Raw genomic sequence first — 25,998 nt, forward strand, 5'->3', positions numbered from 1 at the left:
CGCCCGCCAAAAAGCCCCCGCGGCTAAGAATGAAATCTCCAACCGAAGCCAAACCAAAACCACGCTTCAAATCCGTGAAAACAGTCGGACGAAAACCTCGAGCAAGACCAGAATCAATGCGGAGGCGGGGATGAGGGCAGGGGTGGGGGAAGGTGGCAGAGGCATCTCTTGCCAAAAGGCTAGATGTACCGCGATGGGAGCCGGACGCGGCGATTCTAGCGTTCATCCCATCGCTTGGTCAGATGCGCCTGCGCCGTCCGCGAACCATACGCGGCGATCCTCGGGAGGGTGCATCTTTTCGTTTGCCGGGATCGGCATCGGAGCGGAATACGATGAGCGGGGGCTCGCGGTTTCGCTCCGAGCCATCGGTTCGCCGCAGACCATTCCGGACGCGTCATTCGACGGTTCCGCGTGATGCTCCAGCCGGCGAGGGAGCCGGCCCGTAGATCGGGGCGCCGGCCAGAGCCTGCCGGCGCCTGTTTCATCAATCATGCGACGGACGTCCCGCGGCGTCTCCGAGGTCCCAGTAGAGACCGGCCATGATCTGCAGGCCCTCGCGGGCGATCGATTTGGGAAGATGCTCGTCGGGAGCGTGCTGGGAGCAGCCCGGATAGGAATGGGGCACCCAGATGGTGCGCAGGCCGAGGATCTCGCTGAAGGCGTCGTTGGGCAGCGAACCGCCCAGATTGGGCAGGAGCGCCGGGCGCTTGCCCGTGGTCGCCTCGATCGAATGGAGCGCCCATCCGACCCAGGGATCGGCCGGATCGAGGCGCGTCGCCTTGAAGATCTCGTCGCGCGAGGCGGAGACCTCCACATCGGCAAGTCCCTGGCGGGCGAGGTGCTCGCCCACGGCCTCGATGACCCGTTCATGGTCGACGCCGACGACGAAGCGCAGCTGCATGCGCGCCCAGGCACGGCCGGGAATGGCGTTTACGGGCGTCGCAGGCGTTCCGGCCTCGAAGGCGAGCACTTCGAGCGAGCACCAGCCGAAGACCCGCTCGGAGGGGCTGAGGCCCGGCTCTCCCCACCAGGGCTCGACCTCAGGCCCGTCCGCACCGCCGACCTCGCAATCGCGCAGCGCCTCGCGCACCGGCTCCGGCAGATGGGTGGGGACGAGACCGGGCACGCGGATCTGTCCCGTCGGGCCGACGAGGCTCGCGATCGCGTGGGACAGCCGGATCGCGGGATTGGAAAGGAGACCGCCCCAATTTCCCGAGTGATGGGCGCCCTCGCGCGGCTCCAGGGTGAGGTCGAAGGTGACGCCGCCGCGCGAGCCGAGAAAGACGGTCGGACGCTCGAGCGTCAGGCGCGGGCCGTCCGACGCGATCAGGAGATCGGCCGACAGGGCCTCGGCATTCTCCTGGCAGATTTCGCGCAGGCCCGGCGAGCCGCACTCCTCGCCCATCTCGATCAGATATTTGGCGTTGAAGCCGAGATGGCCACGGGTCTCCAGCACCGCCCGCATGCCGGCGAGATTGATGGCGTGCTGGCCCTTGTTGTCGACGACGCCGCGGCCGTAGAAGCGATCCCCCTCATCGGCCATGCGCCAGGGGCCCTCGCCCTTGGTCCAGCGCTCGTCGAGACCGCGAATGACGTCGCCATGGCCGTAGCCGAGAACGGTCGGCAGGGCGTCGTCCTCCACGCGTTCGGCCAGCAGGAACGGCCCCTTGGCGCGCGGATGCTCGACGATGCGGCAGGTGAAGCCGAGCGCGTCGAGTTCGGGGCCGATTTCCTCGGTGAGGTAGCGCGACAGATCCTCGCCGCGTTCGGGGTTCTGGCTCTCCGTCGGCATCGCGACCCGGCGCGACAGCGTGCGGGCGAAGTCTCCGTCGTCGAAATGCGCGCTGGCGCGGGCGATCGCCGTCTCTCGGCTCATGGATATGCGTCCTTCTGGGGAAGTGAACCGTCGATCTGCGGGTCGTGGAGGTGGCATTCCGTCATGTGCCCGGAGGCGAGCAGCGGGCGCGGGGCCTGCGTGTCGCAAGGCGCGAAGCGCTGCCGGCAGCGCGGATGGAAGCGGCAGCCGGACGGCGGGTTCAGGGGATCGGGATAGGCCTCGCCGAGCCCGGTCTCGGGAATGCCGAGGCCGGGTTCGGGCGTGAGGATCGAGGAGAGAAGCGCGCGGGTATAGGGATGCTTCGGATCGGCGAAGAGCTCGTGCGTCGGGGCGAGCTCCACGATGCGACCGAGATACATCACCGCGACGCGGGTCGCGATGTGCTCGACGACGCCGAGATCGTGGCTGATGAAGACGAGGGTGACGTCGAGATCCTTGCGCAGCTCGAGGAGGAGATTGAGGATCTGCGACTGCACCGAGACGTCGAGGGCCGATGTCGGCTCGTCGCAGACGACGATCTTCGGATTCATCACGAGAGCGCGGGCGATCGCCACGCGCTGCCTCTGTCCCCCGGACAACTCGTTCGGATAGCGCTCGGCGAAATGGGAGGGCAGCCCGACCCGCTCCATGATCGCGGAGACCATGCGGCGGCGCTCCGCCTTCGTGCCGATCCCGTGGACGTCGAGCGGAAAGCCGACGATCGCGGCGATGCGCCGGCGCGGATTGAGCGAGGAATACGGGTCCTGGAAGACCGGCTGGACGAGCTTTGCGACAGCGAAGCGATCGAGCTCGGTGAGGTCGCGCCCGCCATAGCGCACACGGCCCTCGCTGGGCGGCAGAAGGCCGAGAAGGATCTTGGCGAGCGTCGACTTTCCGCAGCCGCTCTCGCCGACGATGCCGAGAACCTCGCCCGCCTGGATCGCCAGATCGATGCCGTTCACCGCGTGGAGCGTGCGCTTCTTGCGGAACATGCCGCGCCGGACCTCGAAGAGGCGGGAGACATCGTTGGCTTCGAGAACAGCCGTCATGGCAGGGCCTCCAAAACGCAGCGCCACATATGATCGCCCGCCCGGCGCTCGGGCACGTCCTCGGCACAGACGGGCCGCGCATGGGGGCAGCGATCGCGGAATGCACAGCCCCGCATCTCGCCGACGAGCGAGGGAACCGTGTTGGCGATCGTGCCGAGACGCTCGCCCGGCCGGGTCTTGCCCGGCTGCGGGATGCAGTCGATCAGGCCCCTGGTATAGGGGTGATGCGGATCGCCGAAGATGTCCCCGGCCTTGCCCTGCTCGACGATCTGGCCGGCATACATGACGGCGACGTCGTCGGCGATGCGGGCGACGATGCCGAGATCATGGGTGATGAGGACGAGGGCGATGCCGAGCTCCTCCTGGAGTTCGGCGAGAAGACGCAGGATCTGCGCCTGGATCGTCACGTCGAGCGCGGTCGTCGGCTCGTCCGCGATGAGAAGGCTCGGCCCGCACATCAGCGCCATCGCGATCATCACCCTCTGGCGCAGGCCGCCGGAGAGCTGGTGCGGAAACTGGCCGAGACGGTCCCCCGCCGAGGCGATGCCGACGCGTTCGAGAAGGGCGATGGCCTTTTCGCGGGCCTCCCGGGCGGAGGCCTTCCGGTGATGTCGATAGGCCTCGCAGAGCTGGTCGCCGATCGTATAGGCCGGGTTGAGGGCCGTCATCGGCTCCTGGAAGATCATGGCGATCCGGTCGCCGCGAAGGCGTCCCATCACCTTGGGCGAGCCGATGTCCTCCCCGCGGAAGGACAGCGTCTCGGCCGTGCGCCTCGCCGATTTCGGCAGGAGGTCCATGATCGCGAGCGAGGTCATGGACTTGCCGCATCCGCTCTCACCGACGATGCAGAGGGTGCGGCCGGGCTCCACCGAAAACGAGATGTCGCGCACGGCGTGAAGGGTGCCGCGTTCGGTCGCCAGATCGACCTTCAGATGCCGCACGTCGAGGATTGCCCCGCCGCTCATTCCCGGCCCTCCGGCGCGACGATGTCCCTCAGGCCGTCGCCGGCGAGGTTGATCGCGAGGATGAGGAGGGCGAGGGCCGTGCCGGGAATGGCGATCAGCCAGAACGAGAAGAACATGTAGGCTTTCGCCTCCGAGATCATCAGGCCCCAGGAGGGCAAGGGCGGCTGGACGCCGAGCCCGAGGAAGGAGAGCGCCGCCTCGAGGAGGATGGCGCTCGCAGCCTCTAGGGTGGCGACGACGACGAGCTGGGCGAAGACGTTGGGCAGAACCTCGCCGAAGAGGATGCGCGGCGTGCTCGCGCCGGCCGCCTGCGCCGCGGCCACGTAATCCTGGGAGCGGACCTGCTGGGTCGCGCTGCGCATGACCACGGCGAAGCGGTCCCATTTGAGGAAGCCGAGGACGAGAACGACGACGAGGAGCGAGCCGCCGAGGATGGCGACGATCGCGAGGGCGACGAGGATCACCGGCATCGCGAGCCGCGTCGTGACGAGGAAGGTGACCACGAGATCGACCGTCCCGCCGAAATAGCCCGCGAGGAGACCCATGGTCGTGCCGATCAGGCCGGAGATCACCATCACGGAGAAGCCGATCACGAGCGAGATGCGGGCCCCGTAGATCATTCTCGACAGATAGTCGCGGCCGAGATTGTCGGTGCCGAGGGGATGGGCCCAGGTCCCCGCTTCGTACCAGACCGGCGGCTGGGTGCGCGCGAGGAGGTTCTGGGCATAGGGGTCGTAGGGCGCGATCAGCGGCGCCAAAAGCGCGACGAGGACGATGACGGCAAGGAGGCTCGCGCCGAAGACGAGGCTCTTGTGGCCGAAGACGCGGCGACGAAGGCGCGCGCCCGCGCTCGGCATCGCGACGGCAGCGAAGGCAGTGCTCTCTGTCATGATCAGGCCACCCGGATGCGCGGATCGAGCCACGCGTTGACGAGATCGCCGACGAAGGTCAGGAGCACGTAGAAGACCGACAGCAGCATCACCACGGCCTGGGTGACGGGAAAGTCCTTCTGGGTGATCGATTCGTAGGCGAGGAAACCGAGGCCGTCGAGGGCGAAGATCGTCTCGATGACGACCGAGCCGCCGAGGAGGTAGCCGAGCTGGACGGCCGACAGGGAGACCACGGGAACGACGGCGTTTCGAAGCGCATGCTTGACGATGACGCTTCGGCGCGAGAGCCCCTTGGCGCGGGCCGTGCGGATGTAGTCGGCCGACAGCACCTCCACCATGCCGGCCCGCACGAGGCGCATGAAGGCGGGGGCGACATAGTAGCCGAGCGCGATCGTCGGCATGACGAAGTTCTGCCAGGAGCCGGAGCCGGACACGGGAAGCCAGCGCAGGCCGATCGAGAAGATCATCACGAGGATCAGGGCGAAGAAGAAGTTCGGCAGCGCCTGTCCGACGACCGCGATCGAGAGCGCCAGCCGGTCGATCCAGGTGTTGCGGTAGATCGCGGCGAGGACACCGAGGGGGATCGAGATCAGAAGAGCAAAGAGAAGCGAGGAGATGCCGAGGATGAGCGTGACCGGCAGCTTGTCGAGAACGAGCGCGCCGACGCTGGTGCGGAAGAAGAGCGAGGTTCCGAGATCGCCCCCGAGCACCTGGAGCAGCCATTCGCCGTACTGGAAGAGGAGGGGACGATCGAGCCCGTACTGGGCCCGGATCGCCTCGATGTCGATGTCGCGCGCGCCTTCGCCGGCGAGCGCAATGGCGATGTCTCCCGACAGGCGCAGGAGGAAGAACGAGATCGCCGAGACCGTGAGCGCAACGAGGAGCGCGAGGGCCAGCCGGCGGGTCGCAAACCGCAGCATGGGTTGATCTTTCGCTAGAGAAGCGGACCCGCTTTCGGGATCGGGTCCGATGCTCCGGTTTCTGGCTGGCGCATCGGGGGTCCGGAAACCGTTTTCAGGCTTCTAGCCGATGCTCTATGGCGACCCGCCTCGGCGGCGGGTCGGGGAAGGATGGGCGCGCCGGAGGGCGGCGTTCAGTCCTTCCAGTCCATTTCCCAGAAGCGCGGCATCTCGTCCGGATAGGCCGTGAAATCGAGATCCGAGGTCGCGACGTAGTAGACCGGCAGCGACCAGAGCGGCACGCCGTAGACATGCTCGGCAATGAGGGCGAGCGCGTCGCGATAGGCCGCGTTGCGGGCTTCCGGTTCGATCGTCGTGTCGCCCTTCTGGAGAAGGTCGCGAACTTCCGGATTGCGGGTGATGTCGTCCGCCTCGAACTTAAAGTAGACGGGCGTCGAGGCCGAGACGTCGTTGACCGAGAAGGAGCCCCAGGTCTGGTGGGTGAGCTCGGCCTCTCCGGCGCGGATCTGCTCGCGCATGGCCGCGTATTGGAGGAAGTTGAGGCGCGCATCGATGCCGACGGCCTTCAGGTAGCCGATGATCGCCTCGGTCTGGTTGCGCTCGCGATAGGCGACGATGTCGAGGGCGAGACCGTCCCCGTAGCCGGCCTCGGCGAGCAGCGCCCGCGACTTTTCCGGATCGTAGTCGTAGGTGGGCGCTGCCGAGGCGTCGCAGCCGGTCTGGGAGGGGAAGCAGATCACGTCGAGGACGCGCGCGCCGGCGCCGACGATCTCGCTCGCGATCGTCTCGCGGTCGATCGCGTGCATGATCGCCTTGCGCACCCGCTCGTCCTTCAGGGCCGGGGCGGGGCTGTTCTCCAGCGTGTTCATCTGCATGAAGACGATGCGCATCGTCTCGCCGGAGACGACCTGCAGGAAGGGCACCTGCTCCATCTGTTCGGCCTGGTCCTTCGGCACGTGCATGACGAAGTCCATGCCCTGGGACAACATCTCGGCGACCTGGGTCTGGCGGTCCGGAATGATGCGGATGTCGACGGTCTCGATCGGGCCCTGTTCCTTGGGGGAGCCCTCGAAATAGGCCTCGTTCTTTTCAAGGACGATAGCCTTGCCGGGCTCGTTGGAGACGACCTTGAACGGCCCGGTTCCGACCGGATTGCGGTCCATGCCCTCCGGGCCGACCTCTTCGTAATATTCGTTCGGATGGATCGCGAGCGGGCCGGAGAGATATTCGATCGCCGCCGGGAAGACCTCCTTGCTGATCACGCGGACCGTGTAGTCGTCCACCTTCTCGGCCCGGTCGATCCAGGCGACGTTCTGCTGGGTCGTGACGCCGTTCTCAGGGTCGGCGACGAAGTTCAGGGTGTAGACGACGTCGTCGGCGTTGAAGGCCTCGCCGTTGTGGAAGGTGACGCCCTGGCGCAGCTTGAATTCCAGAGTGCGGTCGTCGATGCGCTCCCAGCTCTCGGCGAGAAGGCCCTTGTATTCGTTGGAGCTCGGATCGCGATAGACCAGCGTGTCCCAGACGTGCTGACCGATGATGACCCCGATGCGCACATTGTTGAAATAGGGATCGATGCTCTCGGGGGCCTGATCGTAGGCGAAGCGGATGGAGTTGTTCGCCTGATCGGCGAAGGCCGGATGGCCCGCGAATAGCATCGGCGCGAGGCCGGTCAGAAGTGCGGCGGTGTGCAGGCGCATGATCGGGTCTCCAGCGGTTCAAATATTGCATTGCAATTTTGTGATTTTCATTCCAATACAAGATCACGTTGTATGCAAGAGAAAATTTTAGGCAGGAGGCTCCCGGTTGGATCGGAACGCTCTGTTCGTGCGGTCGGTGGAAAAGGCGATGCGGGTTCTGGAAGCCTGGCGCGGCGACGAACTCTATCTGGGTCTCAGCGAGGTCGCCGAACGGGCCGGGCTCGACAAGAGCGCCACCCAGCGCTTCTGTTACACCCTGGAATCGCTCGGCTATCTCACCAAGGACGCGCGCACGCGGCGCTACGCTCTCGGCACGCGGGTCCTCGACCGCTCGCATGCCTTTCTGCGCACGCATCCGATCGTGGAGGCCGCTTCCCCGCTCCTCCTCGAATTGCGGCGCAAGACCTCCCAGCAGGTCAAGCTTTCGCTCTTCGACGACACGACGATCGTCTATGCGGTGCGGCGGCAGGCCGAGCACCAGGCCCTCGCGGTCTCCACCATCGGTCGCCGCCTGCCGATCCAGGCGACGGCGGGCGGACGGGCGATGCTGGCCCTCCTCGACGACGACCGGGTCGCCGACATCCTGTCGAGAACCGAATGGAAGCCGCTGACACCCATGACCGATCTCGATGCAGAGGCCGTGCTCGAGGACGTGCGCCGGATCAGGCATGTCGGCTACTCGTTCCTCGCCGATCAGGTGATCGTCGGAGAACTCGTCGTCGGCACCGCCGTCAGCGATGCGAACGGTCAGCCGGTGGCGGCGATCCACATCTCCGGCCAGGCGGACGCCTCCCCGCGCGGCGATTTCGAGCGGCGCTACGCCCCGCTCGCCAGCGAAGCCGCCCAGTATCTCAGCCGCTACGAGATCCCCGACGGCCAGCGTCCGATCTCGTCCGTTGCCGAAAGGGAAAGACCATGATCAATCACGTGACGACGCCGTCCGCCGGTGATGCCGAAACCTGGCTCGAAGGCCGGCAGGCCGCCATGATCGGGCTTCTCGCCGATCTCGTCGCCATCGACAGCCCCTCGCGCGACCGGGCTGGCGTCGATGCGGTCGGCGCGCGGATCGCCGCCTTCCTCGCCTCCGAGGGGATCGAGACGCGCACAGAGCGCGACACCCCGCACGGGAAGATCCTGTCGGCCGAAACCGGCGAGGGCGCCCCGTTTCTTCTCCTCGGCCACCGCGACACGGTGTTTCCCGCCGGCGAGGCCGCCCGCCGTCCCTTCCGCGAGGCGGCCGGACGGGCTTACGGGCCGGGCGTTGCGGACATGAAGGCCGGCCTCGTCATGAACGCCTTCGCGCTCGCGGCCCTGCATCGCCATTTCCCCGCGATCTCCTGCCGGATGCTGACGACCGTCGACGAGGAGATCGGCTCGCCCTTCTCGCGCGAGGCGATCGAGACTGCGGCGCGTGCCTCCCGCGCGGTCTTCAATTCCGAGCCGGCACGGGCCTCTGGCAACATCGTCTCCGGGCGCAAGGGCGGCGTCACCTACCATCTCACCGTCACCGGCAGGGCGGCCCATGCCGGCGTCAACTTCACGGAAGGGCGCAGCGCGATCCACGCGCTCGCGCGCAAGATCGTCCGGCTGGCGGCGCTCACGCGGGCCGAGGAGGGCGTCACGGTGAATGTCGGCACCGTCCACGGGGGATCGACCTTCAACACCGTCGCCGAGAGCGCGGTCGCCGAGATCGATACGCGCTTCGTCACCCACGGCCAGCGTGACGAGTTGAAGGCGGCGATCGCCGAGATCGCGGAGGCGGGCGAGGGCGAGGGCATTTCGGCGTGCCTTCGCGAGCGCAGCGAGTTCTATCCGCTCGTCGCCGATGCGGCGAGCGAGGCGATGGCCCGCGCCTATCTCGATGCGGCGAAGGCGCAAGGCATCGAGATCGGCGCCGAGTTCACCGGCGGCTGCGCCGATTCCGGGTTCACCGCATCCGTCGGCACGCCGACGCTCTGCGGTGTGGGTCCGGTCGGCGGAAAGGCGCATACCGTCGACGAGTATATCGAAGTGCAGAGCCTTCTGGAGCGCACCAAGGTTCTCGTCGCGGCCATGCAGGCGCTCGCCTGAGCGCTTCGCCGCGTGAAGCTCGATATGGCGCGCGGCGGCAGATGTCTCCTCCGGTCCGGCAAGGCCGGTCTGCGGACCCCGTCCGTGCGCCGGCCTATCCGGTGGGGCCGAGATGGCGGAAGGCCGCGATCACCTTGTCGTAGACCTCGCGCTTGAAAGGGACGACGAGATCGGCCAACTCCTCCATCGGCTTCCAGGCCCAGGCGTCGAATTCGGCATGGGCCTCGCCCGGCGGCGGATCGATCTGGATCTCGCTCTCCTCGCCCTCGAAGCGGAAGGCGAACCAGCGCTGGGTCTGGCCGCGAAACCGGCCCTTCAGGGCGATGCCGACCAGCTGCGGCGGCAGTTCGTAGTCGATCCAGTCGGGAGCCTCTTGAAGGAGCGAGACCGTCTTCATCCCGGTCTCCTCCCACAATTCGCGCCTTGCGGCGGCGAGCGGCTCCTCGCCCTCGTCGATCCCGCCCTGGGGCATCTGCCAGAGCTTCGTCGCCCCGGTCATCTCGCCCTTGTCCTCGACGAGGCGGCGCCCGGCCCAGACGAGACCCTCGCGATTGAGCACCATGATCCCGACGCAGGGGCGCATCGGCAGGTTGTCGTATTCGATCGGCTTCATCTCGTCCGTCCTCGGATGCATGGCTCGACCCGTCGAACGGGTCGCACCGTCACATCGCGCGCGGCGTGCGAAGTGCAAGGGGAGGGGCAGGGGACCAGAGGGGCGTCCGGTCGCCCGGCCGGATCGTTAGCCCCGTTCGGGGTCGGTGACCAGCGCGGACACCGGAACGATGACGATGCCGCGGCCTTCGGCGGCCCGGACCCATTGGGAGATCACCGCCGTCGACATCTCGAAGGCTGAAGCCACGCCGATCGCGCGGCCGCGCTTGCGCGCGATCTCCTCGAGTTCGGCGAGGCGGCCGTCGATCGCGGCCGGGTCCTGGACGTCGTCGAGGACGAGGTCGGCGGTGCCGGTCGGCGCCAGTGACAGACCGGCGGCATCGACGGTGCGCGAGCGGGCGGAGGTGCCGTCGTCGAGATACATCAGCCCGCGCCGGGCGAGTTCGTCGAGGAAGGGGCGCATCGCCTGCGGATCGGCGGTGAGGGCGCCGCCGAGATAGTTCATGACGCCCACATAATTCGTCATGCGCGCGAGCGAGGCATAGAGGCTGGAATAGTCCTCGCTCTGCATCTCCTCGCGCGTCACCGTGTTTTCGCCCGGATCGACGGACGGATATCCGACTGGCTCCATCGGCGTCTGAAGGAGGAGTTCGTGGCCCGATCGCCGGCCCTCCTGCATCCATCGATCGAGGCTGTTTCCGTTGGCGGCAAAGCCGAGGGTCACGCTCGGGGGAAGACTGGCGATGGCGGTCTGGGTGCCCGACTGGCTGATGCCGAGGCCGCCGACGACGATGGCGATCTGCGGGCCGGGCGCGGAGGCGGATGCGGCCTTGTAGACGTCGAAGGGACGGCGGCCATCGCTCGAACGCGCGGGCAGGAGGCCGAAATCACTCTCTTCGAGGAGATCGGGCTCCGGCCGGTAGGCCGACTGGAGATCCTGCCGCACATCGCCGAGTTCGTAGACCTTGAAGCTCGCCGGCTCGTAAGGGGTATCGGCTGCCGCCCGCTCGTCGCGGGCCGCAAGAGCGGCCTCGATATCGATCCGCTTCGCCGTTCCCCCGATCATGGAGATCCCGGAGGTCTGGCGCGGATCGAGGGCGGCGGACGGGTTCTCCGTCTCCGCGGCCGCGACTTGCCGGTCCGCGCGGTCGATCCAGGCCGGAAAGAGCGAGAGGCCGGCAAGGGCGGTGGCCGAGAACGCGATGGCCCAGTCGGCGCGGGTCGGCCTGAGGCGCGCGTTCCGTGAACGGGTTCCGGGTGTGAGGGGCTGGGAGAATACGGAGTCCATGGCCCGCAAGACTAGAGGACGAGCCTGATCCGGGGCTCGCGGCGGTGCCGGAGCGTCAGGTCCGCCCGGTCCCCCGGAAAGGGGCGACCGGGCGGCGGCGGCAGAAAGCCGGCGGAGGCGCGAAGACCCCAAAGAGAAACGGCCCGGATCAGGATCCGGGCCGTTCGAAGATCGTCTGGCGTCAGCCGGTCAGCCGGTCAGTTGGCTGCGCTGTTCGTCTCGCTTCTGGTATCGGCCTTCGCCTGCTCCTTGGGCGGGAACATCGCGTTGACCTCGACGCCGTTGAGGAGATCCAGCGCGTATTTCAGCTGCAGATCGTCGGCGCGCTCGCTCGGCACGTAGCTCGAGGAGCCCGAGCCTTCCTCGGTTTCCTCGTTGCCGGTGATGTGACCGCGCAGGGAGGACTCGCCGCGGGCGATCTCGTCCTCGGGCTCGAGGCCCATCTGCTCGCGGATCTCCGGCGGCAGGGGCTGTTCGACCACGATGTCGGGATCGATGCCACGGCCCTGGATAGAGCGGCCCGAGGGCGTGTAGTAGAGCGCCGTCGTCAGGCGCATCGCGCCGGCAGAGCCGAGCGGGATGATGGTCTGGACGGAGCCCTTGCCGAAGGAGCGCGAGCCGACCACGGTCGCCCGGTGCTGGTCCTGCAGCGCGCCGGCCACGATCTCGGAGGCCGAGGCCGATCCGCCGTTGAGGAGCACCACCAGCGGCTTGCCGTCGATGTCGTCGCCCTCGCGGGCATTGTAGCGGCGGGTCTCGTCGGCGTTGCGGCCGCGGGTCGAGACGATCTCGCCCTGCTGGAGGAAGGCGTCGGAGACCGAGACGGCCTCGTCGAGAAGCCCGCCCGGATTGGAGCGCAGGTCGAGGATATAGCCCTTCAGCTTGTCGCCCACCTGCTTGTCGATCTCGGCGATCGCCTCTTCGAGGCCGACGGTCGTCTGCTCGTTGAAGCTGTTGACCTTGATGTAGCCGACATCGTCGATCGCCTCGGACTTCACCGACTTGACGGTGATGAGGTCGCGGGTGAGCGACATGCGGATCGGCTTCTCGGCGCCTTCGCGCACGACCGTCAGCTTCACGTCGCTGCCGATCTCGCCCTTCATCTTCTCCACGGCTTCGGAGAGGGTGAGGCCGCGCACCTGATCGCCGTCGATCTCGACGATGAGGTCGCCGGAGAGGATGCCGGCCTTTTCGGCCGGGGAGTCGGCGAAGGGCGAGCCTTCGACGAGGACCACTTCGTCCTTCATGGTGACCTGGATGCCGAGGCCGCCGAACTGGCCGCGGGTCTGGGAGCGCATGTCCTGCGCTTCCTTGGCGTTCATGTAGCTGGAATGGGGATCGAGCGAGGTGAGCATGCCGTTGATGGCGCTCTCCACCAGCTTCTGGTCGTCCGGCTGGTCCACATACTGGGCGCGGACGCGTTCGAAGACGTCTCCGAAGATCGCAAGCTGGCGGTAGGTGTCGGAGCCGGCGGCGTTCGCCACGCCCGCATTCTGGCCGACGACGGTGACCGCCGCCGCGCCCATCAACGCTCCTGCGAAGAGTATCGAAAGCTTACGAATCATTCCCCGTCCTTCCCAAGGGCCTCAATCCGTCCACCATGCGGATGGATCGACCGGTGTTCCATTCTTCCGGAACTCGACATAGAGGTTCGAGCCCCCCGTGCCGAAATCCGCGGCGTCGGCGCTGGCAAGGCGCCTCGAGCCCATCGCTGCGATCGGCTCGCCTGCCGAGACGAACTGGCCGGTTTCGACGTCGATCCGATCCATGCCGGCGAGAACGATGTGGTAGCCATCGCCCGCATCCAGGATCAGGACCTCACCATAAGACCGGAACGGCCCGGAATACAAGACTTTGGCATCGGCCGGCGCCGTCACCACATCGCCGGACCTGGCGGCGAAGGTCACGCCTGTGGAGGCCCGGCCGATATCGTCGCGCTCCTCGAAATCGATCGTCTGGCGACCGGCCACGGGCGGATTCAAACGCTTCTTCAATGTCGAAAATGGGGCGGAGGGTTCGAGGAAGCGGACGCTGCGGCGAAGCGCCTCGAGATCGTAGCTGGCGGCGGGACCGTTGGCCGCAGGCCCGGAGGCCTGCGGGTCGATCATCGCGACCTGGACCTCGGCCGGAGCGTCGGGCGCGGCGGCCGTCTCGGACTGAGTCTCGGTCTCGGTTTCTGCCTCGGCGACGGCTTCGGCGGGCGTGTCAGCTGCGGCCTCGGCCTCGGCAAGCCGTGCCTTCTCTTCCTCGGCGGCAGTGGCCGCGAGGCGTGCGAGTTCCTCGGCCCGTTCGCGCTCGACTTGCGCCTGGGCTTCCGCCTCGGCCCGCTCGCGCTCGAGCCGCGCGGTCTCCTCGCGCGCTTCCTCGGCGGCCACACGCTCGGCCTCCTCGATCGCCTGAGCCGCCTTCACGTCCCGGTCGAGCGCGGTGATGAGGTCCTTCAGATCCTCGGCATCGCCCGCAAGCGCCTCGGCCCTCAGCCTCGCCTCCTCGCGCTTGGCGAGATTGTCCCGTTCGAGAACATCCTTGCGGGCCGAAAGACGCTTCAGCCGCTCCTCCTCGCTGCGGTGCTTGAGGAGCTCGGAGCCGAAATCCTCCATCTGGCCCGCGAGATCGCTGCGGACCACGCGCAGCCGTTCCATATCGGCGAGCAGCGTCCTCGTCTCCTCGCGAAGGCTCGGGACGACCGAGCCGAGCAGGATGGCGCTTCGGACCGAGCCGAGCGCGTCCTCGGGCCGGACGAGAAGCGCCGGCGGCGGCTCGCGGCCCATGCGCTGAAGCGCGGCCAGAACATTGGCGAGAAGCGCGCGCCGCTCCACGAAGGACGCCTTGAGAGTGCCTTCCTCGGCGGAGAGTTCGCCGATGCGGCCCTCGATCGCGGACAGGGCGGCGCTCGTCTCCTTCTGGCGAAGCGCCGCCTCGACCATGGCCTCGCGGATCGTCTCGCGATCGCTGCGAAGGGTCTCGATCTCGGCATCGAGGGCGGCGAGCGCCTCCTTCGTGAGGCCCGCATTGGAGGAGATCGCCGCGAGCTTCTCGATGGTGCGCTCGCGCTGGCGTTCCAGGAGAACCGAGCGGGGCGGCTGGAGCGAGGCGGTGCGCACGGCATCGTCGACACCCGTGCCGGTGACGGCGGACGGGGCGGGCGAGGGCTCTTCGGTCGCCTCCGAAAGGCCCGTGAGGGAGAGGCCGAGGCAGAGCGCGGCGGCTCCCATGCGTAGGCCGGGCAGAGCGCGGGACAGGCGTGCGCCGCAACCAGCCTCGTTCCGTTCCCTCGTCAGCGCCATCGTCTCCCCATGCCCATCTCGAAACGCAAGCTCCCGCAATCGCGATGTCGATCGCCGGTCGTCCTCGTTTCTATCCCGATTGGAATGACGAAGTCTTAACAGCGCATCAACCATGATCGACGCAATGGGGCAGCGGGCCAGCCGCCCGAAAATCGGCGGCCGTTGCAGGCGAGGCACGTCGCGCGGAGCCAGAGTGTCATCCACTTAAACGGCTGGAACACAATGCCTTCCTTCACGAGGCCCCCGATCGCGATCGCGATCGCTCACTCGCGATGATAGGGGTGGCCCGACAGGATGGTGACCGCGCGGTAGAGCTGTTCGGCAAGGAGTAGCCGGGCGATCTGGTGGGGAAAGGTCAGCCGGCCGAGGGAGAGGACATAGTCGGCGGACTTGCGCATTTCGGGGTCGAACCCGTCCGGCCCGCCGATCAGGAGGGCGCAATCGCGCGTTCCGGCATCGCGCCAGGTGCCGAGGAGCGCCGCGAATTCGGGAGAGGTGGGGGTCTTGCCCCGTTCGTCGAGGAGGATCGTCGCGGCCGACGGATCGATGGCGCCCTTCAGCCGGGCCGCCTCGTCGCGCTTGCGCAGATCGGCCTCGCCGTCCCGCGCTTCCGGGTAGTCGGACAGGCCGCGCCATTCGAGGCCGACCTGCGGCCCTGCCTTCTTCAGGCGGTCCACATAGCGCTCGAAGAGATCCTGCTCGGGTCCGCGCTTCATCCGGCCGATGGCGGCGATCGACAGGCGCATGGGTCACCTCGTGCGCGGGCTCAGGCAGGGCTCGTGCAGGACAGTCTCGTCCGGTGCCGGGCCAAAACCCGTCCGGCGCCAGGCCGGCGCCCGGCATCGGCCCGTCCTATCTATCCTGCCGGCATCGGCCTCGGTCGGCTCAGTGGACGGTCGCCACCTGATGATCGCCGCCCACGCTCCACATCTTTTCCAGATTGTAGAATTCGCGGACTTCGGGACGGAAGACGTGGATGATCATGTCGCCCGTGTCGATCAGCACCCAGTCGCCGGTCTGAAGACCTTCGACCTTCGGGGTCTTCACGCCGGCCTGCTTCAGATCCTTGATGAGATGATCGCAGACGGCGCTGACATGACGGTGCGAACGGCCCGAGACGATCAGCATGTGATCGGCGAGCGCGGACTTGCCCCGCATGTCGATGGAAACGATGTTTTCGGCCTTGGAGTCTTCGAGACTGCGCAGCGCGTGTTGGAGAACGCTCACACCGTCCGATGCTCCGGAGGCAGGCGTTTCGGAAGCAGTCGGAGTGGTTCCGCTCTTCGCTTCGGTCATGGGTCCCAGTGTCGTTTTCCCTTTCTCAAGACCGTGATGGCTCGAAAGCCTTTGGCCTCTTCTGAAAGTGGCAGCGTTTGGTGTCGGATTCAAGACGTCCGGCGGTCGCAGCCGGCGCAAACCAGGGGTTTGCGGGCCGATTTCGCCAGTCTTCGAGTATTTCCCTGTCCGTGGGGCGCGTCCTCGGTGCGGTATGGTGCCTACGCGCAGGGGAGCGGCGATCCGGTGACCTATGGCGGAACCGGCGGCGAAATCGTCTTCCGGCGGGCACGGCCGCATCGGCGCGCCTATGCCCTCGATGAGGCGGAATGGCGAATAATTCGCCTCGCGCATCGCCGGCGGCGGGTCTATGTTGTCTCGCAAGCGCGAACGACCATCGAGGATCGTCATGACGGACGAACAGATGCGGGACGAACAGGGACCGAACGAAGGCCGCACCGGACCGGTGCTCGCCTTCGACCAAGGGGCTTGGGCCACGGAAACGCAGCGCGCCGAGCCGGGCCGCAGCGCGCGCATGGGCCCGCTCGCCGTACTGCCCGTCTTCTACGACCTGAAGGACCGCCGGGTGGTGATGACCGGGGGCGGCGACGGCGCGGCCTGGAAGGCGGAACTTCTCGCCTCCTGCGGCGCACGCGTCGATCTCTATGTCCCGGCGGGCGAACTCGGCGAGGAGATGACCGCGCTTCTCGGCTCCGACATCGTCCGCGGTGCGATCCGCCATTTCGACCGGCCCTGGGCGCTCGACGTCTTTGCCGGCGCCGGCATGGCGGTCGGCGACGTGGAGAGCGAAGCCGAGGCGCAGGCCTTCCGCTGTGCAGCGAAGGCCGCCGGCGTGCCGGTGAACGTGGTCGATAAGCCGGCTTATTGCGACTTCACCTTGGGCTCCATCGTCAACCGTTCGCCCCTCGTCGTCGGCATTTCGACCGCAGGCGCCGCGCCGATCCTCGGACAGGCCGCGCGGCGGCGGATCGAGACCCTGCTTCCCCCCGGCCTCAAGGGCTGGGCGGAAGCTGCCGCCGACATCCGGGCGAGCGTCGTCTCGCGCCTGAAGCCCGGCCCCGAGCGCCGCAGCTTCTGGGAGCGGTTTTCCGATCTCGCCTTCAAGGCGAAGGCACCCGAAAGCCGCGAGACGCTGGACGCATCCGTGCATGCGATCGCAGCGTCCGGCGCTCAGGCCGGCCGCGTGACCCTCGTGGGCGCGGGGCCCGGCGAAGCCGAACTCCTGACCCTCAAGGCCGTCAGGGCGCTTCAGGCAGCCGACGTGATCCTCTTCGACGACCTCGTCTCCAGCGACATCCTGGAACTTGCCCGGCGCGAGGCCAAGCGCATGCTGGTGGGCAAGCGCGCGGCACGCGAGAGCTGCAAGCAGGAAGACATCAACCGGATGATGGTGGAGTTCGCCGAGGCCGGTAAATCGGTCGTGCGGCTGAAATCGGGCGATGTCTCGATCTTCGGCCGGGCGGGCGAGGAGATCGCCGAACTGCGCCAGCGCGGCATTCCCGTCGAGATCGTGCCGGGCATCACCGCCGCCTCGGCGCTGGCGGCAAGCTTCGGCATCTCGCTCACCCATCGCGATCACGCCCAGCAGCTGCGCTTCATCACTGGCCATTCCAAGCGCGGCGACCTGCCCGACGACGTCAACTGGGCCGAGCTCGCGGGACCGCGCGCCACCACCATCTTCTATATGGGCGGGCGCATGGCCCACCGGATCACCGATCGCCTCGTCGGCGAGGGCATGGATGGCGCAACGCCCGTCGCGGTCGCCGCCAATATCAGCCGGGCCGACGAGACCCGGCTGCACGGCCGGCTGGACCAGCTCGGCGCGATCGTCGACCGTATCGGCGTCGATCGTCCGATCCTCATCGGCGTCGGCGACGTCTTCGGCGAGATCGCCTCCCATGTCGCCGCGTTCGGCGAGGAGGGCGCGGAGCCGGACGGCGATCGGATCCGCCGGATCACCGCCTCGGCCTGATCGCCTTGGGCCTGCGTCAAGGCGGGGCGCGTGGACCCGTCCGGCACGGGCCGTCGCCGAAACGGCTTGCCAGTACCCGTCTCCCGGTCCAGATTGACGCAAACGTCAATCGGAGGAGAACGGGCATGACGGCATCCACGCTCGCGGGCAAGACCATCTTCATGTCGGGCGGCTCGCGCGGAATCGGCCTCGCGATCGCGCTGCGCGCGGCGCGCGACGGGGCGAATGTCGTGGTCGCGGCCAAGACCGACACGCCCCATCCCAAGCTTCCCGGAACCGTCCACACCGCCATCGAGGAGATCGAGGCGGCCGGCGGCAAGGGGCTCGCCGTGGTCTGCGACATTCGCGAGGACGAGCAGGTGGAGGGCGCGGTGGCGCGAGCCGTCGAACGGTTCGGCGGGATCGACATCTGCATCAACAATGCCTCCGCCATCCAGCTGACGGGCACGCTGGAGACGGAAATGAAGCGCTACGACCTGATGAACGGGGTCAATGCGCGCGGAACCTTCCTCGTCTCCAAAACCTGCCTTCCTCATCTCCTGAAAACGGACAATCCGCATATCCTCAATCTCGCGCCGCCCCTCGACATGAGCCCGAAATGGTTCGCCGGACACACCGCCTACACGATGGCGAAGTTCGGCATGTCCATGTGCACCCTCGGAATGGCGGCCGAATTCCGCAAGCAAGGTGTCGCCGTCAATTCGCTCTGGCCGCTCACCGCCATCGACACGGCGGCCGTGCGCAATGTCCTGGGCGGGGACGAGATGGGCCGGCACAGCCGCAAGCCCGAAATTCTCGCCGATGCCGCCCATGTCATCCTGACGCGGCCCGCGCGCGAGACGACCGGGCATTTCTTCATCGACGAGGTGCTCCTGCGCGAGGAGGGCGTCACGGATTTCTCGGTCTACGGCCCCGAGGGCGGCGGCGATCCGGTGGCCGATTTCTTCGTGCCCGACGAGGTCTTCGCCTCGGTTCCGACCAAAGTGCGCCACATGTTCTGACGGGCTTCGGCAAGGGGATGCGGGACGGCTTGACCTTGCCGCCGTTCCGCTTCAAGCACGGCGGGTGAAGATGCCTGTCCCTTCCCGAAAGGAAACCACCGTGCTCCGCCCCGTTCCGTCCTGTCTCGCCGGCACTCTCGTCGCGGCCTCCGTCGTCCTCGGCGGTTGCGCGACCTCGGGCGGCGATGCCACCTCGCTGACCCAGCGCTGGCAGGGCCAGCCGGCCCAGAGCTTCTTTGCCCAATATGGCAGCCCCTTCGCCGAATATGGCGAGCGGGGCGGCGGCGTTCGCTATACCTGGCGCAGCCGCTATTCCGTGGCGGCCACGGGCGGCACGGGCGCTGCCGCCGGGTCCGAGGTCCGGGTCTGCGAGATCGATCTCGTCACCGACGCCGCCGATCGCATCCAGACGATCGAGGCCACGCGCAATCCCAAGGTTCGCTCGAGCGAGACCGCCTCCTGCGAGGGCGCGTTCGACACCCCGTTCCGTGGCTGATCGCAAGGACGGCGCCGCCCCTACCGTCGAACGGCTGACGGGCGATGCCATCCTGCCGGTTCTCGGCGACGTCGCGCGTCTGCGCATGACGGTGTTCCGGGCCTTTCCCTATCTCTATGACGGGGATCCGGCATACGAGCAGGCCTATATGGAAGCCTATGCCCAGTCCGAGGGCGCGGTCGTGGTCGTCGCGCGCGCCCCGGGCGGTGCGATCGTCGGCACTTCGACCGGCGCGCCGCTCGCCGATCACGAGCCCCAGCTCTCCGATGCCTTCGCGGCGAACGGCATCGATCCGGGCGAGGTCTATTACTGCGCCGAATCGGTGCTTCTCCCCGGATGGCGCGGCCATGGCGTCGGTCACCGCTTCTTCGACGAGCGCGAGGCGGCAGCCCGCGAACAGGGCTTTTCCATCGCCGCCTTCTGCGCCGTCGAGCGGCCTGAGGATCACCCGAAAAGGCCCGAGGACTACGAGCCCCTCGACGGTTTCTGGACGAAGCGCGGCTACGGAACGGTGGACGAGATCAAGGCGGTCATGGCCTGGCGCGACGTGGGCGAGGCGGAGGAGACCGAAAAGCGGATGCAGTTCTGGATGCGCCGCCTCGATGAGGCTTGAGGCAGGGCAGCGTTTCGCCGTTGCGCGCTCGTGCCGGTGTCACCGCGCTTCGTCCGCAAGGCGCTTCCAGAAGCCGTGCTTGCGGCCATGCCGTATCTTGAGGCCCGCCAGATACTCGTCGTGAGCGGCCATGTCGCCGAAATCGTCGATTCGGGCGGCAAGGCGGGCGCAATCGGACAGATGCCGGGCCGCATGCCTGTAGCGGCTCGACTTGGCCGCTTCGAGGGTCAGGTCGATCATCGCGCGCTTGAGGCGCGTTGCGGCCAGCGGATGATGGGTCTCCAGCACCTCGCTCGCCGGTGTCAGGATCTCGTAGAGATCGCCGTCCCATCGCCCCGCCTCCCGCTCCACGAGGCGCGCCGCGCGCTTGAGGTCCGGCCAGGCGGTGAAGAAGGCGAGGGCGTCGTGGGGATCCTCCTGCGTCAGAACCCGGTTCAGCGCCGCTTCCTCGGTCTCCACGTCCTCGAAATCCGGCAGCTTCGCGATGAAGGCTTTCAGGCGGTCCGCGTCGAGGCGCGCCGTGAAGCAGTGCCAGCGGAAATCCTGCGCCTCCTCTTGACGCCCGAGGGCTTCGAGGGTCGCGAGATAGGCGTCTTCCCACTCGGTCTCGACGAATTGCGAGGACAATTCGCGCGCATCTTCCAGAACCTCGTTCAGCGCGTGGAGCGCATCCTGCGGGCGGCCGGCCGCAAGAAGGCGCGTCGCGATCTCGGCGGCAATGCGCGGGATCGTGCGCTGCAGGGCCGAGTGCTGGGCGATGAAGGCGTCGACGTCGCCCTCGATATCGGCGATGGATTTCAGCGCGCCGTCGATGCGCGCCATGCGGCTCGCATCCGAGATCTCGTCGGCATAGACGGGACGGGGGCCGGAGGGATCGAGGGCGTAGCCGAGGATCCGGCGCTCGCCCTTCGGCTCGGCCCTTTCCTCCGAGCGCCATTCGGTGAGCCGGCTTTTCAGATCCTTGAGCCCCGCCGGACCCAGTGCCGGCGCGAGCGTTGCGACGAGCCGGTCGTGCTGGCCGTGCTCGTTCTCGGACAGGAGGGAGAAGACTTGGCCGGCGAGTTGTTCGGGCGGCGGCTTCAGCCGGCCTGCGATCTCTGCCAGATCGTCCGCGGCCTTCTCGAACTGGGCGGTCACCGTGCCCGAGCCGTCGTCGGTGCGCTCCAGAAGCCCCCTCGAAAGGGCGAGATAGCGCCACAGAAGGTCGAGAGCCTCTGCCGGATCGCTTGCCCCGATGGTCTCGACGATCGCCTTTCGCTGGTGTTCGAGATCGGCGAGGACGTCCTTGCGCTTGCGCCAGCCGATCCGGCTGCGGCCGTTGGCGATCGCGGTCAGACGCTTGCGCACCTCGTGGGCCGCGCTCTGGGGGCTCGCTTCGTGGGCAAGTTCCAGCCTTATGCGCCGCTTCAGCGTGGCGCTGCCGGCCGAGACCTCCATCAGGAGCTTTGCCAGCCGCTCGGCGCCGAGGGCTTCGAGATTGGCGGCGTTGAGCGTCGTCCTCGAAGCCATCAGGTCGGTCCGGCCTTCGTGTCGCCCGTGCCGCGCGCCCGGCGGTCCAGATAGGCCTCGTAGCCGCGTGCGCGCAGGTCGCAGGCCGGACAGGCTCCGCAGCCATAGCCCCAGGCATGACGGTGGTCCCGGTCGCCGTGATAGCAGGTATGGGTCTCCTCGCGCACGAGGTCGACAAGGGCCTCGCCGCCGAGGCGTTCGGCCATCTCCCAGGTCTCGGCCTTGTCGATGAACATCAGCGGCGTCTCGATCACGTATCGCGCCTCCATGCCCAGATTGAGGGCGAGCTGCATCGCCTTCATCGTATCGTCCCGGCAATCGGGATAGCCCGAATAATCGGTTTCGCAGACGCCCGTGACGATATGCTTGAGGCCGCGGCGATAGGCGATCGTGGCGGCGAAGGCGAGGAAGACGAGATTGCGGCCCGGCACGAAGGTGTTGGGCAGGCCGTTCTCCTGCATGGCGATCTCCATCTCGCCCGTCAGTGCCGTCTCGCTGATCTGGCCGAGGAGCCCCATGTCGAGGAGATGGTCCTCGCCGAGCCGTTCTGCCCAATGGGGAAAGGCGGCCGAGAGGCGATCGCGCACCAAAGGGCGCACGGCGAGTTCGATCGCGTGCCTCTGGCCGTAGTTAAAGCCGATCGTCTCCACGCGGGAGAAGCGATCGAGCGCCCAGGCAAGGCTGGTGGTGGAATCCTGGCCGCCCGAAAACAGGACGAGCGCTCCCTCCGAACTGGTCATCCTTCGCTCCGTCCCCTGTTTCGATCTCCGGCCGTCCGGTGGGCACCCGGGTATTATCGGAGGCCCTTCATCCTCGTCCTTCCACAGGCCATGCCCCGCCGCAAGGGCCGCATCCCGGCATCCCTCGCCGGCCTTCGCGCGCGTGCCATGGGCCGGGCGATCCCTTGCCGTTCGGCCCTTGCGACCTGAATACCCCGGAAGGGACCCGCTTTTTGCTTCTCACGCCGATGCCTCGCAGCGGAGTTCGGCCGTGAGGCGATGCCGGATCGACCGCCGAACCCGTACCCGTTTCAACGAGGACATCGAGACCCATGGCCAAGGCACAGAAGAAGACGGCGTCCGTGACCAGTTCGAAGGACGTGCAACCCTCCGAGAAGGCCGGCAGCCGGGTGGAGGCCTATCGCGATCTCTCCCGGCGGATCGCCTCCGACAGGGAGATCATCGTGCCGCCGATCTTCCTGACGGGACAGTCCCGGCGCGAGCATGTGCGCTCGACCCTCAGGGAAGACCACGCCCAGCGCATCGAGCAGCGCAACGAGGCCGCCTGGCAGAAGTTCGAGGAACTGGCCGGCGACTTCTTCAAGTTCTTCCGGGGCACCGCCCTCCTGTTCTATCGCGACATGGTCGGCCAGGACGGGCACATGCCCTCGGTCATGGCGCTCGGCGACGTGCATCCGACCAATTTCGGCGTCATGCCGGACGATCACGGCGCGCCGATCTTCGGGGTCAACGATTTCGACGAGACGATCTATGCCCCCTTCACCTGGGACATCAAGCGCGGCGCGGTGGGGTTCTGGATCGCCGCGCGCGAGAAGGCGGGCTTCAAGCGCAAGAAGCGGCGCAAGATCGTGGAAGCCTTCGTCGAGGGCTATCTCGACGCCATAAAGATCTATGCCGAACATTCGACCGAGAAGAACGACTCCTATCGGATGGACAATTCCCCGCCGGTGATCCAGCGCCTGTTCGAGGAGGCGTGGGAGGAGCGCAAGGACTGGCTCTGGGACGATTATCTGAAGCCCTCCGGACGCGGCTTCAGGGCGAGCGACGAATTGCAGCCGATCTCCGGCGAGATCGAGAAGTTCCAGAAGGCGATCGACGATCTGGCCAAGGCCAACGACATCCGGGGGATCGACCGGGCGGGCGAGCTGAAGGTGAAAGATGTCTGCATCCGCCACGGCCAGGGCACGGCATCGCTCGGCCTGCCGCGCTATTACGTGCTCATCGAGGGACCGTCCAAGGATGCGAGCGACGACCTCATCATCGAGTTCAAGCGCGCCCGGCAATCGGCGCTCGAGGGCCTGACGCCGCCGACGGATTTCGATGCCGGCGACAAGGCCGAACGGATCGCCCACGGCCAGTCGGTGCAGCTTGCCCATGGCGACGTCTTTTACGGGGCGGTGACGATCGACGGCGAGAGCTTTCTCAGCCGCGAGCGCGCGCCCTTCCGCGACGATATCGATCTCGACGAACTGAGCTACGACACCTGGAAGGACTATGCCCGCGTCTGCGGGGCAGCGCTCGCCCAGGCCCATGCGCTTTCCGACGATCTCGGCCAAATCGACTACGACGTGGAGCCCTCGATCTTGAAGGCCGCCTATCCGCAGGACCTATTCAAGGCCGATCTCGTCCGCTTCACCGAGGAGGCGGCGGACCGGCTGAAGCGCGACCACGAATACTTCCAGGAGGACTTGAAGCACGGGGCCTTCGACAGCATCGACATGGTCTATCGCTGACGCGGCTTCCCTCACGGGCGCTGCTCGCACCGGCCAAGAGGCCGTGGCCCGATGGCGGGGACCGGTTTCGGGTACCGGTCCCCGCCCGTGATCAGATCCGGCCCTCGTCCACCGCGAAGCAGGCGACCTCGCTCGCGCCATGGCGTTTCAGGAGCGGACGTTCGGCCCGGCACCGGTCGTTGGCATAGGGGCAGCGCGGATTGAAGGAGCAGCCGGGCGGGGGATCGAAGGGCGAGGGGAGTTCGCCCGTCAGGCGGATGCGCTCGCCGCGCTCGTCCGGGTTCGTCGCCGGCGTCGCCGACAGGAGCGCCCGCGTATAGGGATGCTTCGGCTCGCCGTAGAGCGCCTCCTTGGGGGCGATCTCCACCGGGCGGCCGAGATACATCACCAGCACCCGGTCGGCCACGTGCTTCACCACGGACAGGTCGTGGCTGATGAACACGTAGGTGAGGTTCAGCCGGTCCTGAAGATCGGCGAGGAGGTTGAGAACGGCGGCCTGGATCGAGACGTCGAGGGCCGAGACCGGCTCGTCGAGAACGAGGATCTTGGGATCGAGGATCAGCGCCCGGGCGATCGCGATGCGCTGGCGCTGGCCGCCCGAGAACATGTGCGGATAGCGGTCGTAATGCTCGGGGCGAAGACCAACCTCGGCGAGCAGCGCCTTCACCTTCTCGCGCCGTTCGGCCCGCGAAAGATTCGAGTTGATCTTCAGCGGCTCCTCGATGATCGCCCCGACCTTCTGGCGCGGATTGAGGGCGCCATAGGGGTTCTGGAAGACGATCTGCACGGTCGAGCGCAGCGATTTCACGTCGCCCGTGCGGCCGGCGGCGATCACCTTGCCGTCGATCTCGAGTTCGCCCTCGGTCGGCTCCTCGATCATGGTGAGGATGCGGGCGAGGGTGGACTTGCCGCAGCCCGATTCGCCGACGATGGCGAGGGTCTCGCCCTCCTCCACCGAAAAGCTCGTCTCCTTGACGGCCTTGAGGCCGAGCGGCTTGGCGAAGAGGCCGCGCTTGACCTCGTAGACCTGGGAGAGGTTGCGGGCGGTGACGATGGCGTTCATGCCGCTTCTCCGATCCGTGCATTGAGCGGGTAGTGGCAGAGCGCCCTGCCGAGCGTCTCGTCCTGGCGGGGCGGGACGACGGTGCGGCACAGGGCGTCGGCCTTCGGGCAGCGCGGATTGAAGAGGCAGCCGTTCGGCCTGTCGCCCTGGCCCGGCACGACGCCCGGAATGGTCGGCAGCCGGTCGCCGGTCGCCCGCTCGGGCATCGCCGAAAGGAGCGCCGCCGTATAGGGGTGGTGCGGTTCGGTGAATAGGGTCTCGACCCCCTGGGCCTCCACCTGCTGGCCGGCATATTGCACGATCACCCGCTGGGCGGTCTCAGCGACGACGCCCATATCGTGGGTGATCAGGATCATCGCCATGCCGTGATCCTTCTGGAGATCGACCAGAAGATCGAGGATCTGGGCCTGGATCGTCACGTCGAGCGCCGTCGTCGGCTCGTCGGCGATGAGGAGCTTGGGCCGGCAGGCAGTGGCCATGGCGATCATCACGCGCTGGCTCATGCCGCCCGAAAGCTGGTGCGGATAGGCTTTCAGCCGCCGCTCGGGCTCGGGCAGGCCGACCGCTTCCAGAAGCTCGATCGCGCGCCGGTGCCGCGCCTTGCGGTCGAGCTTCATGTGGATGCGCAGGGATTCCTTGATCTGGAAGCCCACCGTGAAGCACGGATTGAGCGAACTCATCGGCTCCTGGAAGATCATCGCCATGGCCGCGCCGACGATGCGGCGCCGCTCGCGCGCGCCGATGCCGCGCATGTCGCGGCCCTCGAAGGACATCTCGTCCGCCGTGACCGTGGCTGTCGGCGGCAGAAGGCCCATGAGGCCGAGCATGGCGACCGACTTGCCTGAGCCCGATTCGCCGACGATGCCGAGGATCTCGCCCGGCTGGAGCGTCATGTTGAACCCGTCGACGGCCTTGAAGGGACCCGAGGCGGTCTGGAAGGTGACCGAGAGATTCTTGATGGTGAGGAGGGACATGGGTGCG

At 67.4% G+C, this 25,998-nt stretch carries 23 protein-coding genes; 7 read left to right on the forward strand and 16 right to left on the reverse strand.

All coding sequences use genetic code 11. The annotated features are described in order from the left end of the window. Positions 1–484: 484 nt before the first annotated feature. From DYI37_RS17440 to DYI37_RS17465, 6 genes are all read right to left on the reverse strand, one after another. Positions 485–1,876, reverse strand: a complete 1,392-nt coding sequence (locus DYI37_RS17440) for a M20 family metallopeptidase (RefSeq protein WP_116684564.1) — start codon at positions 1,874–1,876, stop codon at positions 485–487. Beyond that, positions 1,873–2,865, reverse strand: a complete 993-nt coding sequence (locus DYI37_RS17445) for an ABC transporter ATP-binding protein (protein ID WP_116684565.1) — start codon at positions 2,863–2,865, stop codon at positions 1,873–1,875. Before DYI37_RS17445 ends, DYI37_RS17440 begins: the two co-directional genes overlap by 4 nt. Beyond that, entirely contained in the window at positions 2,862–3,830 is a 969-nt protein-coding gene (locus DYI37_RS17450) for an ABC transporter ATP-binding protein (protein ID WP_116684566.1), read from the reverse strand. The genes DYI37_RS17445 and DYI37_RS17450 overlap by 4 nt, the downstream gene beginning before the upstream one ends. Next, positions 3,827–4,720 (reverse strand): ABC transporter permease, encoded by an 894-nt coding sequence (locus DYI37_RS17455; RefSeq protein ID WP_116684567.1) that lies wholly within the window; start codon positions 4,718–4,720, stop codon positions 3,827–3,829. The genes DYI37_RS17450 and DYI37_RS17455 overlap by 4 nt, the downstream gene beginning before the upstream one ends. Positions 4,721–4,722: 2 nt before the next feature. Beyond that, positions 4,723–5,640 (reverse strand): ABC transporter permease, encoded by a 918-nt coding sequence (locus tag DYI37_RS17460; protein WP_116684568.1) that lies wholly within the window; start codon positions 5,638–5,640, stop codon positions 4,723–4,725. Positions 5,641–5,813: 173 nt separating this feature from the next. Then, a complete protein-coding gene (locus tag DYI37_RS17465; protein ID WP_116684569.1) occupies positions 5,814–7,337 on the reverse strand; it encodes an ABC transporter substrate-binding protein in 1,524 nt (507 codons plus the stop codon). A 106-nt stretch (positions 7,338–7,443) separates the two neighbouring features. Here DYI37_RS17465 and DYI37_RS17470 point away from each other — a divergent pair, with 106 nt between their 5' ends. Next, positions 7,444–8,256, forward strand: a complete 813-nt coding sequence (locus tag DYI37_RS17470; protein WP_116684570.1) for an IclR family transcriptional regulator — start codon at positions 7,444–7,446, stop codon at positions 8,254–8,256. Then, positions 8,253–9,407 carry a M20 family metallopeptidase gene (locus DYI37_RS17475; protein ID WP_116684571.1) on the forward strand — a complete coding sequence of 385 codons (1,155 nt, stop codon included), beginning with the start codon at positions 8,253–8,255 and terminating at the stop codon, positions 9,405–9,407. The genes DYI37_RS17470 and DYI37_RS17475 overlap by 4 nt, the downstream gene beginning before the upstream one ends. 94 nt (positions 9,408–9,501) lie before the next feature. Here the strand turns inward: DYI37_RS17475 and DYI37_RS17480 are convergent, their stop codons facing one another. The 6 genes from DYI37_RS17480 to rsfS all read right to left on the reverse strand — a co-directional run bounded on the left by DYI37_RS17480 (position 9,502) and on the right by rsfS (position 15,890). Beyond that, positions 9,502–10,020, reverse strand: a complete 519-nt coding sequence (locus DYI37_RS17480; RefSeq protein WP_116684677.1) for an RNA pyrophosphohydrolase — start codon at positions 10,018–10,020, stop codon at positions 9,502–9,504. 126 nt (positions 10,021–10,146) lie between these two features. Continuing rightward, the gene (locus DYI37_RS17485) at positions 10,147–11,307 is read right to left on the reverse strand and encodes a divergent polysaccharide deacetylase family protein (protein ID WP_116684572.1); all 1,161 of its coding nucleotides are present in this window, start codon (positions 11,305–11,307) and stop codon (positions 10,147–10,149) included. 197 nt (positions 11,308–11,504) lie between these two features. After that, positions 11,505–12,872: a S41 family peptidase gene (locus DYI37_RS17490; protein WP_116684573.1), complete on the reverse strand. Its 1,368-nt coding sequence runs from the start codon at positions 12,870–12,872 to the stop codon at positions 11,505–11,507. Between the two features lie 21 nt (positions 12,873–12,893). Continuing rightward, positions 12,894–14,594: a murein hydrolase activator EnvC family protein gene (locus DYI37_RS17495; protein ID WP_116684574.1), complete on the reverse strand. Its 1,701-nt coding sequence runs from the start codon at positions 14,592–14,594 to the stop codon at positions 12,894–12,896. Positions 14,595–14,857: 263 nt separating this feature from the next. Further along, positions 14,858–15,340, reverse strand: coding sequence for a 23S rRNA (pseudouridine(1915)-N(3))-methyltransferase RlmH (rlmH, locus tag DYI37_RS17500; protein WP_116684575.1), 483 nt, complete (start codon positions 15,338–15,340; stop codon positions 14,858–14,860). Between the two features lie 139 nt (positions 15,341–15,479). Then, positions 15,480–15,890 (reverse strand): ribosome silencing factor, encoded by a 411-nt coding sequence (gene rsfS / locus DYI37_RS17505; RefSeq protein WP_116684576.1) that lies wholly within the window; start codon positions 15,888–15,890, stop codon positions 15,480–15,482. 514 nt (positions 15,891–16,404) lie between these two features. Here rsfS and cysG point away from each other — a divergent pair. The 4 genes from cysG to DYI37_RS17525 all read left to right on the forward strand — a co-directional run bounded on the left by cysG (position 16,405) and on the right by DYI37_RS17525 (position 19,972). Beyond that, positions 16,405–17,862, forward strand: a complete 1,458-nt coding sequence (cysG, locus tag DYI37_RS17510; protein ID WP_116684678.1) for a siroheme synthase CysG — start codon at positions 16,405–16,407, stop codon at positions 17,860–17,862. A 125-nt stretch (positions 17,863–17,987) separates the two neighbouring features. Beyond that, the gene (locus tag DYI37_RS17515; RefSeq protein ID WP_116684577.1) at positions 17,988–18,863 is read left to right on the forward strand and encodes an SDR family oxidoreductase; all 876 of its coding nucleotides are present in this window, start codon (positions 17,988–17,990) and stop codon (positions 18,861–18,863) included. 100 nt (positions 18,864–18,963) lie between these two features. Beyond that, on the forward strand, positions 18,964–19,359 hold the full coding sequence (locus DYI37_RS17520) for a hypothetical protein (RefSeq protein WP_116684578.1): 396 nt from the start codon (positions 18,964–18,966) through the stop codon (positions 19,357–19,359). Next, positions 19,352–19,972: a GNAT family N-acetyltransferase gene (locus tag DYI37_RS17525; RefSeq protein WP_245413983.1), complete on the forward strand. Its 621-nt coding sequence runs from the start codon at positions 19,352–19,354 to the stop codon at positions 19,970–19,972. Before DYI37_RS17520 ends, DYI37_RS17525 begins: the two co-directional genes overlap by 8 nt. 39 nt (positions 19,973–20,011) lie before the next feature. Here DYI37_RS17525 and DYI37_RS17530 read toward each other — a convergent pair whose 3' ends face one another. Both DYI37_RS17530 and queC read right to left on the reverse strand, forming a co-directional pair. Beyond that, positions 20,012–21,481, reverse strand: coding sequence for a DUF6880 family protein (locus DYI37_RS17530; RefSeq protein ID WP_116684579.1), 1,470 nt, complete (start codon positions 21,479–21,481; stop codon positions 20,012–20,014). Further along, positions 21,481–22,221 (reverse strand): 7-cyano-7-deazaguanine synthase QueC, encoded by a 741-nt coding sequence (gene queC / locus DYI37_RS17535; protein WP_116684580.1) that lies wholly within the window; start codon positions 22,219–22,221, stop codon positions 21,481–21,483. The genes DYI37_RS17530 and queC overlap by 1 nt, the downstream gene beginning before the upstream one ends. A gap of 311 nt (positions 22,222–22,532) precedes the next feature. On the opposite strand from queC, the gene DYI37_RS17540 reads away from it, so the two are divergent. Further along, the gene (locus DYI37_RS17540) at positions 22,533–23,954 is read left to right on the forward strand and encodes a DUF2252 domain-containing protein (RefSeq protein WP_116684581.1); all 1,422 of its coding nucleotides are present in this window, start codon (positions 22,533–22,535) and stop codon (positions 23,952–23,954) included. A 91-nt stretch (positions 23,955–24,045) separates the two neighbouring features. Here the strand turns inward: DYI37_RS17540 and DYI37_RS17545 are convergent, their stop codons facing one another. Together DYI37_RS17545 and DYI37_RS17550 are read right to left on the reverse strand one after the other, a co-directional pair. Further along, positions 24,046–25,017 carry a dipeptide ABC transporter ATP-binding protein gene (locus DYI37_RS17545; protein ID WP_116684582.1) on the reverse strand — a complete coding sequence of 324 codons (972 nt, stop codon included), beginning with the start codon at positions 25,015–25,017 and terminating at the stop codon, positions 24,046–24,048. Next, positions 25,014–25,991 (reverse strand): ABC transporter ATP-binding protein, encoded by a 978-nt coding sequence (locus tag DYI37_RS17550; protein WP_116684583.1) that lies wholly within the window; start codon positions 25,989–25,991, stop codon positions 25,014–25,016. Before DYI37_RS17550 ends, DYI37_RS17545 begins: the two co-directional genes overlap by 4 nt. Positions 25,992–25,998 lie beyond the last annotated feature (7 nt).

It is taken from the genome of Fulvimarina endophytica, assembly GCF_003403015.1.
Classification (GTDB): Bacteria; Pseudomonadota; Alphaproteobacteria; order Rhizobiales; family Rhizobiaceae; genus Fulvimarina; species Fulvimarina endophytica.